Origin of the sequence: Devosia insulae DS-56 (assembly GCF_000970465.2) — a bacterium.
In the GTDB taxonomy this organism is placed as follows: Bacteria; Pseudomonadota; Alphaproteobacteria; order Rhizobiales; family Devosiaceae; genus Devosia_A; species Devosia_A insulae.
The window spans coordinates 1-12,089 of record NZ_LAJE02000023.1 but is presented as its reverse complement, the minus strand read 5'-3'; the positions used below and the strand labels follow the sequence as shown (position 1 = coordinate 12,089).

Annotated in this window: 9 protein-coding genes and 1 pseudogene; 8 read left to right on the top strand and 2 right to left on the bottom strand. The window is 66.9% G+C overall.

Annotated features, from left to right (window positions below):
* Window positions 1–246 precede the first annotated feature (246 nt).
* On the bottom strand, window positions 247–1,020 hold the full coding sequence (locus tag VW23_RS00880) for an SDR family NAD(P)-dependent oxidoreductase (protein WP_069907715.1): 774 nt from the start codon (window positions 1,018–1,020) through the stop codon (window positions 247–249).
* A 23-nt stretch (window positions 1,021–1,043) separates the two neighbouring features.
* A complete protein-coding gene (locus VW23_RS00875; protein WP_069907714.1) occupies window positions 1,044–4,442 on the bottom strand; it encodes a hybrid sensor histidine kinase/response regulator in 3,399 nt (1,132 codons plus the stop codon).
* A 257-nt stretch (window positions 4,443–4,699) separates the two neighbouring features.
* On the opposite strand from VW23_RS00875, the gene VW23_RS00870 reads away from it, so the two are divergent.
* The 8 genes and pseudogenes from VW23_RS00870 to VW23_RS00840 all read left to right on the top strand — a co-directional run.
* On the top strand, window positions 4,700–6,358 hold the full coding sequence (locus tag VW23_RS00870) for an ABC transporter substrate-binding protein (protein ID WP_069907713.1): 1,659 nt from the start codon (window positions 4,700–4,702) through the stop codon (window positions 6,356–6,358).
* 334 nt (window positions 6,359–6,692) lie between these two features.
* Window positions 6,693–7,670 carry an ABC transporter permease gene (locus VW23_RS00865; RefSeq protein ID WP_055998695.1) on the top strand — a complete coding sequence of 326 codons (978 nt, stop codon included), beginning with the start codon at window positions 6,693–6,695 and terminating at the stop codon, window positions 7,668–7,670.
* A gap of 1 nt (window position 7,671) precedes the next feature.
* A complete protein-coding gene (locus VW23_RS00860; RefSeq protein WP_069907712.1) occupies window positions 7,672–8,586 on the top strand; it encodes an ABC transporter permease in 915 nt (304 codons plus the stop codon).
* Window positions 8,583–9,389 (top strand): ABC transporter ATP-binding protein, encoded by an 807-nt coding sequence (locus VW23_RS00855; protein ID WP_084645404.1) that lies wholly within the window; start codon window positions 8,583–8,585, stop codon window positions 9,387–9,389. Before VW23_RS00860 ends, VW23_RS00855 begins: the two co-directional genes overlap by 4 nt.
* Window positions 9,386–10,303, top strand: coding sequence for an ABC transporter ATP-binding protein (locus VW23_RS00850; protein WP_069907710.1), 918 nt, complete (start codon window positions 9,386–9,388; stop codon window positions 10,301–10,303). Before VW23_RS00855 ends, VW23_RS00850 begins: the two co-directional genes overlap by 4 nt.
* A pseudogene (locus VW23_RS29750) lies at window positions 10,185–11,036 on the top strand (hypothetical protein); the annotation flags it as partial. The gene VW23_RS00850 and the pseudogene VW23_RS29750, both read left to right, overlap by 119 nt.
* Window positions 11,037–11,109: 73 nt before the next feature.
* Window positions 11,110–11,628 carry an MFS transporter gene (locus VW23_RS29265; RefSeq protein WP_201787993.1) on the top strand — a complete coding sequence of 173 codons (519 nt, stop codon included), beginning with the start codon at window positions 11,110–11,112 and terminating at the stop codon, window positions 11,626–11,628.
* The coding region (locus tag VW23_RS00840; RefSeq protein WP_176730298.1) for a DJ-1/PfpI family protein at window positions 11,621–12,089 on the top strand (469 nt) is incomplete at its 3' end. The genes VW23_RS29265 and VW23_RS00840, both read left to right, overlap by 8 nt.

Below are 12,089 nucleotides of genomic sequence, written 5' to 3'. Positions count from 1 at the left end.
GGAAACCATTAGGCTCAAATGGCATGGCAGGCTCCAAATCAAGTCTCGCAACTCGATTTTATGCCAGATCACCTGGCGGTGCCTGCCTTGCACCACCCCAAACAAACAAAAATCCCGGACACTAGTGCGCGAAAGCGGGGACCTCCGTTTGAGATGGTACCGCAGGCCAGAAAACAGAGGTTCCCGCTTTCGCGGGAATGACCCGGTGGGTGGGGCACGGCCACAACCGGATGCTCGTGACATGACCTAACGCGACGTCCAGCCGCCATCGATGATGAGGGTCTGGCCGGTGATCAGCGAGGCGGCGGGCGAAGCGAGGAAGGCAACGGCGCCGGAGACTTCCCTGGGCTGGCCGACGCGATGCAGCGCGGCGATGCGCTCGACCACATCGTCGCGGAAGCCGGGGCGGCCAAGCGCCTCGGCGGTGCCGTCGGTTTCGATGAAGGTGGGGGCGACGGCATTGACGGTGATGCCGTACTTGCCCCATTCGACCGCCATGCACTTGGTCATGTGGGCGACGGCGGCCTTGGAGAGGCAGTAAATGCCTTCGCCGGGCAGCGCGATGAAGCCGGCCTGCGAGCTCATGTTGACGATGGCGCCGCCCTTGCCGCGGGCGATCATGTGGCGGGCGACGCGCTGGGCGATGAAGAAACTGGCCTTGACGTTGAGGTTGATGGTCAAGTCGAACTCGTCTTCGGTGAACTCTTCGAGCGGCCCCTCGGTGCCGCCGCCGACATTGTTGACGAGGATGTCGAGGTGGCCGAGCGCCGCGATGGCGGCATCGACCGCCGCGTAGGCCTGCGGCAGATCCAGCACATCCATCTGCAGCGGCACGGCGCGGCGGCCGAGCGCCTCGATCTCGGTGATGACCTCGGCGGCGGACGCCTCGTCGCGGAGGCCCAGCGCGATATCGGCGCCGGCATTGGCAAGGGCCAGCGCAATGGCGCGGCCGAGGCCGCGGGCGGCGCCGGTGACCAAGGCGGTCTTGCCGGTGAGGTCGTAGCTGGGCAGGTCGGTCATCTGGTTCTTCTTGGTTGATGGTGTCAGGCGAGGCCGGCCGGGTCGGCTTGCGGGACGCGCCGAAGGTGCAGTTTGAGATAGGTGCGCAGCACCGCCAGCCGCTCCGACAGGTCGGCGCGGAGGGCAGCGATGGCCGGGTCGGCGGCGGCGGATTCGGTGTCGCCAAGCACGAACTCGCCGGTCTGCACCACGTCGCGCCAGCGTGGGTTGGCCGGCAGGGTTTCGATCAGCAGGTACTTGTCGAGGGTGCGCACCTGCAGCGAGGAGCGGTCGAAGCTGGCGCGCCAGATGCCGCTGGCTTCGGCGAAATCGATCTTGGAGCGGCCGGTGACGCGGCGCCACAGGCTGAGGCTGGCGCTGGTCACCTCGACAAGGATGCGGCGGTAATCGTCGCCGTCATCGAGGGGAGACCCGGTGGCCGGCAGCGGCGTCGGACTGGTGAGGGCGGGGCCGACCGTATCGATGGCGGCGCGGAGACCCCGCACCAGCCCCTCGGTCTGGGCAAAACTCTGGCCGGTATCGGCGGTCAGGACGCAAGCGATGCCGCCGCCGGCGTCGGCCTCGAGCTCAAAGGCGCTGAGCCGTACCGGCGGGCGCCCAGTGTCGAGCGGTACCGCTTCGAGCATCGCCTTGCCGTCGGCGCGCACCAGCCCGATCACCGTGGCAGCGGTCGCTGCGGGGATGACGTCGGCGAAGGCGGTGACGCCGGGCTCGATCCGCCGCGCCATCAGTGTTGAGGCGGCGTGATTGGCATAGGTGATGGCGCCGTTCTCGGCGACGCAGACGAGGCCGGCATTGAGCGCGTCGAGCAGCCGCGCCAGCCGCTGCTGCGACAGCCGCAGCGCATCCTCGACCAGTACGCGGCGGTCGATCTCCTGGCGCAGGTCGAGGTTTTCGCGCGCCGTGCCACGGGCTCGGCGAGCCTCCAGCAGGGTCGCGATGCGGGCGAGCAGCTCCTCCTTGACGAAGGGTTTTATCACGTAGTCGTTGGCGCCGTTCTCGAAGCCGGCGAGGGTATCGCGGGTGCGGCTGCGGGCGGTGATCATGATGATCGGCAAGTCGAGCAGGCTATGGGTGCGGCGCAGCTGCCGCGCCACGTCGAGCCCGCCGATATCGGGCATCATCACATCGAGGATGACGAGGTCGGGAGCGTGTCGCTCCACCGCCTCGAGCGCGGCGCGACCGCTATCGGCGGTGCGCACGACATAGCCCTGCGGCTGCAGCACGTTGCGCAGCACCTGGATATTGATCGGCTCGTCGTCGACGACGAGGATCTGCGGGGCGTCGTCGTCACCGTCCTGGGCGAAGAACATCGGCGCGTCGAGCGCGTGATCCACCGCCGAGTGGAGCCCGGTGCGGTCTGCATCGGCCAACAGGTCAGTGGCCGCGGCTGGGGTGGCGCGCGGCAGCCTGAGAGTGAAGCGCGAGCCCTGCCCCTCGGCCGATTGCGCCAGGATTTCGCCATCGAGCAGGTGCGCCAGCTGGCGCGCGATGGTGAGGCCGAGGCCGGTGCCACCGGACTGGCGGGCGGTATCGAAGCCATCGACCTGCTCGAGCGGCTGGAAGATGCGCTCGAGGCTGCCGGCCGAGATGCCGCGACCGCTGTCGGCGACGTGCATCAGCACCGTGCCCTCCGGCGTCGCCTCGGCGCTGATCGCGATGGCGCCCTGGTCGGTATATTTGATGGCGTTGCCGATCAGGTTGTAGAGGATCTGCTCGAGCCGCACCGGATCGGCGAGGACGAAGCCGAGATCGTCGGGGATATCGACGGTGAGGATCACCGGCTCGCCGCGCAGCATCGGTTCGCACAGCTGCAGCACGTTGCGCACGCTGGTCGCCACATGCACCGGATGGATGTCGAGCCGCATGCGGCCCTGGCGGATGCGGTAAAGATCGAGCAGGTCGTCGACGATGCGCGACAGCCGCCGGGCGCTGAAGGTGATGAGGTCGAGCTGGCTGCGCTGCGGGCCGCTGAGCTTGCCGACGACGCCGCCGGCGAGGGTTTCGGCGATGCCGATAATGCCGTTCAGCGGGGTGCGCAGCTCGTGCGAGGTGTTGGCGAGGAAGGTATCCTTGTGGCGGTCGGCCAGCTCCAGCGCGCTGTTCTTTTCGGCGATGACCCGCACCTGCTGCTCGAGCTCGGCGTTCTTCTGGCCGACCAGCGACAGCTGGCTGCGCAAGGCATCGCGCATGCGCCGGAAACTGCTGGCCAGCCGGCTGAGTTCGCGCGGCGAGGCGATGGCCGGCATGTCGCGATCGAGATCACCGCGGGCGATGGCCTCGGCGACGCCGGTGAGCCGCACGATCGGCGTGGTCATGGTGCGCGACAGCAGCACGACGATCAGCACCAGCAGCGGCAGCGAGATGCCGGCGACGATGATCAGCACGCGCTTCAACTCGTCGGCATTGGCGAAGGCCAGCGCCGTCGGTACCTCGGCGACGAGGGTCCAGGCGAGGTCGCCAAACTGCACCGGCGCCGAGGCGGACAGGGCCGGCGCCCCGCCGAGCCCCGTCGCAACGATGGCGGCGCGCGGTGCGCCGACTGCTGCCGCCGCCTGGGTCGGGATACCGATAACCGCGCGGGCGCCAGCCGGCGCCGAGACCAGGGCGTGGTGCGCACTCAGCAGATAGAGCTGCGCCGTCTCGCTGTTCTGCGCCTGGGTGAGCCGGTCGAGCCCGGCGGTCGGCAGCCGCAGCACCACGGTGCCGCGGAACTTGTGGTAGAACTCGACCGGCACCGCGACATAGGCGCCGAACACCCCGGTGATCGGATCGCGGTCGAAATCGCTGACCAGCGGTGAGGAGCCCGGCGCCGCGAGTTTCGAGCGTTCGATCAGCTCGGAGAGCGGCGTGCCGCTGAAGCCGAGACTCAGGTCGCGGCCGAGATAGCGGTCCTTCAGCATCGAGTAGACGACGCGCCCCTCGGGCGTGACGAGGTAGACATTGTCGAACTCGGAGGTGCGGACGAAACTGGCAAAGTCCTCGTGGAACTGCACGTGGGCGTTGGCATATTCGAGCGCCTGGCTGAGCAGCTGGTCGTCATCGACCGGCTGCAGGTGATCGGCCGCCTTGTCGCTGACGGCAAAGATCTGCTGCAGCAGCGCCGTGGCGCGCTCGGGCGAGCCGTCGATCTGGCGGAAGGCGTAGCTGAAGCCGTAGAAATCGCCGATGGCGTAGCGCACCGCATTGGAGCGGGCGAGGCTCGCTGCCTGGCGCTCGGCAAAGCCCAGATACTGCTCGATCTCGCTCTTTTTGGCGTCGCGCACGAAGCCGAGCTTGCCGAAGGTCTGGGCTTCGACATTGGCGCTCAGGATAGCGAAGAAGGCAAAGCCGGTCGCGACCAGCGGCAGCGTGCTGATCAACAGGAAGATCAGCAGCAGCCGGCCGCGAAACCCATTAGGCACTAAACGCAGACGTCCCATCCCAAGCCCTCTGCAGTGCGTGGTCTATTGTCTGATAATTTTTCGCCGGGACGCAAGAATACCACTTTCGTCTAACCCGGGATTTGCCGATTTTGACGATCTTGCGCGTCGAATTGCACGCTTTTGCCCCGGTGACGCGCGGCCGCCGGCCAGGCTGATGTTGCAGGTGCAAGGGACGTGGGGTCGCTGCGACACGCGGCGCGCATGTCCCGAGGGGGTCCCAGCCGGCAACGGCATGGGCGAAACAGGGAGTGGACATGATGAGATCGACGACGTTCAGCCTCGTCCTCGTGGCAGCGGCGCTGGGAGCGCCCGCCACGGTCGAGGCCAAGGCCATCCTGACGGCGTTTCCGACCGAAACCACAGCGTTCGTCGCCAACTTCAATCCGTTCAACACCTCGACACGGCTGTCGACGGTCGAGGACTTCATGTACGAGCCGCTGGTGATCTTCAACGTGCTGCAGGGCGGCAAGCCCGAGTACCGGCTGGCCGAGAGCTTCACCTATAATGACGACCTGACGGCGGTGACGTTCAAGATCCGCGACGGGGTCAAGTGGTCGGACGGCCAGCCGTTCACCGCCAACGACGTGCTGTTCACCTTCAACCTGTTGAAGGCCCATCCGGAGCTCGACCTCAACGCCATCTGGACCCAGATCAAGAGCGTCGAGGTCGACGGCAACAATGTCACCATCGCCTACAATGCCGCCAATTCGGGCCTGATCTACAAGCTGGTGCAGGTCTATGTGGTGCCCGAGCACACCTGGAAGGACGTTGCGGACCCGGCGACCTTCACCAACGAGAAGCCGGTGGGCTCGGGGCCGATGACCGAGATCGAGCGCTTCACGCCGCAGGAATATATGCAGTGCCGCAACCCGAATTACTGGGACGCGGCGAACCTGTTCGTTGACTGCCTGCGCTTCCCGCAGATCGCCGGCAATGACCAGACGCTGACCGAGGTCACCAAGGGCGAGCTCGACTGGTTCGGGGCGTTCCTGCCCGATATCGAGAAGACCTATGTGGGGCTCGACCCCGACCACAACGCCTACTGGTTCCCGGGCGGCTCGATGGTGGTGTTCAACCTCAACCAGCAGACCAAGAATGCCGGCAACAAGGCGGCCTTCAACGACCTCAACTTCCGCCGCGCCTTCTCGATGGCGATGGACCGGCAGGCGATGGTGGATATCGCCGGCTATGGCTACCCGACGCTCAACGAGTATCCGTCGGGGCTCGGGGCCGCCTTCCATTCCTGGAACAACGCCAAGGTCGATACCGAGTACGGCCAGTTCTCGAAATACAACCTCGATGCGGCCAAGCAACTTTTGGCCGACAGCGGCTACAAGGACGTCACCGGCGACGGCTTCGTCGAGAACCCTGACGGATCGAAGATCGGCTTCGACATCATCGTGCCGAACGGCTGGACCGACTGGGTGAACAGCGTGCAGCTGGCCGTCGAGGGGCTGACCCAGGTCGGCATCGAGGCCCGCCTGTCGACCCCCGAGGAAGGGCCGTGGGACAACATGTTGAAATCCGGCGATTTCGACGTCGGGATCAACTCGATCCGCGGCGGCGTCACCCCGCACTTCATGTTCGACCTGGCGCTCTATTCGGCCAATGTCGGCAAGACCCGGCAGGCCGCCTCGCACTACTCGAACCCCGAGCTCGATAAGCTGCTGGATGGTTTCTACCAGACCAGCGACGAGGCCGAGCAACGCAAGATCATGGACCAGATCCAGGAGATCGTCGGCCGTGACCTGCCCTATGTCGCGGTGTTCAACAACCCGCTCTGGTACGAGTACTCGACCAAGCGCTTCACCGGCTGGTTCAATGCGGAGAACCCGGTGGCGCGACCGGTGGTCTATGGCGGTGTGCCGGAGCGCGTGCTGCACCTGTTGGCCCTCAGGCCAGTGACGCCGTAGGCCTCGAGACGACCAGAGCCTGATCCAGGCGGCACGCTCCCCACGCGGCGCCGCCTGGGTCTCGCAACCAGCCGCAAGGCGATCGTAGCTAGGGTGAGGCACTGAACTCTCGGTGCTCCTCCACCGTGAAACGGGTGGCGGATGAGGGCAAAAGCCCTCACCGCGGGGGGACCGCCGAAGGCGGTGGAGGGGGCGGCAGGAAGCGCCGGTGTTTGCGGTCGCCCCCTCCACCAGCTTCGCTGGTCCCCCTCCCCCGCTGCGCGGTGGAGGACCACGGAGAGCCCGGTAGCTCTCCTCATTCGATAGCCTGGTAACCAACCGGGGGAGGGTTCGCATGCCATTCGTGCTGCGCCGTATCGGCTTTTACATCGTGGCGTTCTGCGCCGCCGCGGTGATCAACTTCCTGATCCCGCGGCTGATGCCCGGCGATCCGATCGACTTCATGTTCGCCAAGGCCGAGAACACGCTGCCGCCGGAAGCCCGCGCCGCGCTCTTGAAGACCTTCGGCTTTGCGGTCGGACCATTGCACGAGCAGTTCCTCGCCTATCTCAGGAGCGTCTTCACCTGGGACCTCGGCTACTCGGTGAAGTTCTATCCACTCACCGTCTCCCAGGTGCTGGGCTACGCCCTGCCCTGGACAGTGTTCCTCGCCGGTACCTCGGCGATCCTCGCCTTCTCGGTCGGCTCGATCACCGGCATCCTCGCCGCCTGGCGGCGCGGTGGCGCCTTCGACTCGGTAGCGTCGCCTCTGGCGCTGGCGGTGCAGGCGATCCCCGCGGTGGTGGTGGCGCTGGCGGCTTTGTTCGTCTTCGGGGTGGCGCTCAAATGGCTGCCCACCGGCTATGCCTTCGATCCCAAGCTCGACCCCGGCTGGAGCCCGCAATTTATCGGCAGCGTGGCGCACAGCGCCATCATGCCGGTGGTGTCGCTGGCCTTCGTCCATATCGGCGGCTACCTCGTCACCATGCGCAACAACATGATCGGCCAACTTGGCGAGGATCACGTGGTGATGGGGCTGGCCAAGGGGCTGAGCGACCGGCGGGTGCGCTACAATTATGCGGCGCGCAACGCACTGCTGCCCAGCGTCACCGCCTTTGCGCTGACCATCGGCTCGGTGATGGGCGGCTCGCTGGTGACCGAGGTGGTGTTCAACTATCCCGGCCTCGGGCGCACCCTCTATGTCGCCATCGTCGCCCGCGATTACCCGCTGATCCAGGGGCAGCTGCTGGTCATGACGCTGGCCATGCTGACCGCCAACCTCGCCGTCGACCTCGCCTATGTGTTCCTCGATCCACGGCTGAGGAGGGCCTGAGATGAGCGGTTCCCTCGAAGTCATCTTCCGCAACAAGAAGGCCGTGGTCGGCCTCGCCATCGTCCTCGCCTATGTGGCGATCGCCGTGGCGGCGCCGTGGATTACCGAGCATGCGCCGATGCAGCGGGTGGGCCGGCCGCACGAGCCGCCCTCGATGGACCAGTTGCTCGGCACCACGCGAATGGGGCGCGACGTGTTCACCCAGCTGATCTGGGGCACCCGCACCTCGCTGTTCGTCGGCTTTCTCGCCGGCCTGATCGTCACGGTGATCGGCGTGACGCTCGGCATCACCGCCGGCTATCTCGGCGGCTGGGTTGACGAGGTGATCAACTTTTTCACCAACATCGCGCTGGTGATCCCGCAACTGCCTTTGCTGCTGGTGATCGCGGCCTTTGTCGGGCAGGCGAGCCCGATGGTGATCGCGCTGATTATCGGGCTGACGTCCTGGGCCTGGGGAGCGCGGGTGACGCGCGCCCAGACCATGAGTCTCAGACGACGCGAGTTCATCGAGGCCTCGGAGCTGGCGGGCGAGCCGACCTGGCGGATGATCGCGGTGGAGCTGCTGCCGAACCTGTTGTCGATCATCGGCTTCAACTTCATCGGCAGCGTCATCTACACCATCATCACCGAGGCGACGCTGGAGTTCCTCGGGCTGGGCGATCCGAACGCGGTGAGCTGGGGCACCATGCTCTACAATGCGCAGACCTCGTCGGCGATCATGATCGGGGCATGGTGGGAAGTGGCGGCACCGGCGAGCTTCATCGCGGTGATCGGCATCGGGCTGTCGCTGATCAACTTCGCCATCGACGAGATCTCCAACCCACGGCTCAGAACGCTCGGCACTGTTGCCAAGGCGGCGAAGGCGCAGCGCGCCATCGACCGGGCGCGGGTCGACGCGACGGCGCCGGAGGCATGAGCATGGTGCAGCAATCGAACCTTGTCGAAGTGCGGGGCCTCAAGGTCGACTTCATGACCACGACCGGGCTGTTCACGGCGGTCAACGCCGTCGATCTCGACATCCGGCGCGGCGAGGTGATGGGGCTGGCCGGGGAAAGCGGCTGCGGCAAATCCACCATCGCCTTCGCGCTGATGCGGCTGCACCGGCCGCCGGCGATCATCTCGGGCGGTTCGATCCGGGTAGACGGTGAGGACGTGCTGGCGCTGACGCCGCAAGCGCTCCGGCGCTGGCGCTGGCGCAAGGTGTCGATGGTGTTCCAGAGCGCCATGAACTCGCTGAACCCGGTGCTGACGATCTTCGAGCAGTTCCGCGACGTGCTGGTCGGCCATACCGGCATGCGCCGTGACGCAGCGCGGGCGCGGGCCGAGGAGTTGATGAAGCTGGTGGGTATCGCCGCGGCGCGGCTCGACGATTACCCGCACCAGTTGTCGGGCGGCATGCGGCAGCGCGTGGTGCTGGCGATGGCGCTGGCGCTCGAGCCGGAGCTGATCATCATGGACGAACCGACCACGGCGCTCGACGTGGTGGTGCAGCGCGAGATCCTCACCGAGATCATGGCGCTGAAGGCGCGGCTCGGCTTCTCGCTCCTGTTCATCACCCATGACCTGGCGCTGATGGCGCAACTGGCGGACCGCATCGCCATTATGCTCAAGGGCCTGATCATCGAGGTCGGCGCAACGCGACAGATCGTCGAGGCACCCGAGCAGAGCTACACGCGGGCGCTGTGGGACGCCATGCCGAGGCTGGAGACCCTGTCATGACCCCGCCCATCCTCGAGCTGGTCGCCGCCAGCAAGACCTTCCGCATCCGCAACATCTTCGGCGGCGAGAAGTCGGTGGCGGCGTTGCAGCAGGTGTCGCTGAAGCTCGACGAAGGCCGCGCCCTGGCCATCGTGGGGGAGAGCGGCTCGGGCAAATCGACGCTGGGGCGGGCGGCCACCGGGCTTTTTCCGCTGAGTTCGGGACAGGTACTGTTCCGCGGGCGCGATATCGCGACGATCCGTGGCCGCAAGGCGCGGCTCAAGCATCGGCGCGCCGTGCAGATGATCTTCCAGGATCCGTTCTCGGCGCTCAACCCGGCGCATACGGTGCGCCATCACCTGGAGCGGCCGCTACGCCTGCACCATGGGCTGAGTGGGGTGGCGCTCGGCGAACGGGTGGCGGGGATCGTCGCCGAGGCGGAGCTCGACCCCAACCATACGCTCGACAAATATCCGCACGAACTGTCCGGCGGGCAGCGGCAGCGGGTGAACCTGGCGCGGGTGCTGGCGGTGGGGGCCGAACTGGTGGTGGCGGACGAGCCGACCTCGATGCTCGACGTGTCGATCCGCCGCTCGATGCTCGAGCTGATCGCGCGGCTGAAGACCCAGCGCGGCCTGAGCCTGCTCTACATCACCCATGACATCGCTACGGCGCATTACATCGCCGAAGAGACGGCGGTGATGTTCGGCGGACGGATCGTCGAATGGGGCCCGTCGCGCGAGGTGATCGCCCGGCCGGCGCACCCTTACACCAAGGTGCTGCTGTCGGCGGTGCCCAATGCCTCGGAGCGGCTCGATGGCGACAGCGCCGCGGCCGCGGCCTTCGCGGTGGAAGTCGCCCGGGTGCGCGGCATGGCGAAGGAGGAGATCGGGCAGTGGACCGAGGTCAGCCCCGGCCACTACGCCGCGGTGTGATCGCTCGGCGAAGGCGAATTGCTGGCAGGATTTGATAGTTTGTTGTCATTGCCGCCATCGCGCATTGCCGCGATGCTGCGCCGGCAACAACCTGAGAAGCGCCATGTCCGCCGCCCCACAGAACTCGATCGGCATCCGCAATGCCCGCGTCCTGGCCCTGTGCCAGGGGCTCTATGTGTGTGCCATCTCCGTCGACCTGACGCTGACCGGCATTGCCGGGTATCAGCTGGCGCCGGACAAGGCGCTGGCAACGCTGCCGTTCGCGCTGATCACGGTCGGGGCGGCCGTGGTGACGGTGCTGGCGGCGTTCATCATGGCGCGGTTCGGCCGCCGGCTCGGCTTCGCGCTCGGCGCAGCTTGCGGGGCGTTGGGTGGCGTGGTGTCGGTGTGGGCGATCGTGCTTGGCGACTTCTGGCTGTTCTGCCTCGGCACGGCCGGGGTGGGGGCGTTCCAGGGCTTTTCGCAGTTCTATTCGATTGCCGCGGCAGATGGCGTCGAGGCCGCACGCAAGAGCCGGGTGATCTCGACGGTACTGGCCGGCGGGGTGATCGCTGCCATTGCCGGGCCGGCGCTGGCCAGCTGGACGCGCGACCTGATGCCGACGGCGCCGTTCGCCGGTGCCTACGCCATGGTCGCCGCACTGGCCTTCGCCTCGACGCTGATCTTTCTCGCGGTTTATCGCGACACCGAACCGGTGGACGCCGCGGCAACGAGCGACATGGGGCCGGCGCGGCCGCTGGCCGAGATCGTCCGGCAGCCGATGCTGCTCGCCGGTGTCGCTACCACCATGGGCCGCCTCAGCATCGATGCTGCTGGTAATGACGGCGGCGCCGCTGGCGGCGCTGGCCTGCGGCTTCACCATCGACGATGGCGCCGGTATCATCCAGTGGCACCTGATCGGCATGTTCGCGCCATCGTTCGTCACCGGCCGGCTGGCGTCGCGCTTTGGCGTACCGACAGTGCTGTTCGCCGGGCTGGCGCTGACGGCGGCGGGCGCCGCGACCGCCCTCGCTTCCACTGCACTGCTGGCCTTTTACGTGGCGCTGTTCGCCATCGGCATCGGCTGGAACTTCATGATCGTTGCCGGCACCACGTTGATCTCGCAGTCCTACCGGCCGAACGAGCGGGCCAAGACGCAGGCGCTGACCGGCCTTCTGGGCAACCTCGCCGCGACCTGCTCCACCCTCTCGGCCGGCGCGGTGCTGACCGGCTTCGGCTGGGAGATCATCAATATCGGCGTCGCGCCGCTGCTGGCCATCGCCGCACTGGTCGTGGTCTGGTGGCTGACGGTGCGGACTCAACAAAAGAGGGCCGAGCTTGCCTGAGCGCCTGATCGTGATGCTGGCCTATGCCGGCGTGAATGCCATCGATGTGTGCGGACCTCTGCAGGCTTTCGCCACGGCGGACCGGCAGCGGTTGCCGGCAGCGCCGCATTACCGGCTTGTGACCGCTTCCGCTGAGGGCGGGCCGATCGAGACGGCACCCGGGTTCGCTATTCTCACCCGCGCACTGGCGCAGATCGATCCGCGGGAGATCGACACGCTGATCGTGCCGGGTGGGGTGCGGGAGTTCGGACCCAGCCTTGCCGGATTGCTGGATTGGCTGCGGGCTAATGGGGGATCGGTGCCTCGGCTCTGCTCGGTCTGCACCGGGGCGTTCTTTCTCGCCGAGGCCGAGCTGCTGGAGGGCCGGCGGGTCACCACGCACTGGTCGGGAAGCCAGGAACTTGGCGCCCAGTTCCCTGGCCTGTCGGTCGAGCCGGACTGCATTTACGTCAATGATGGGC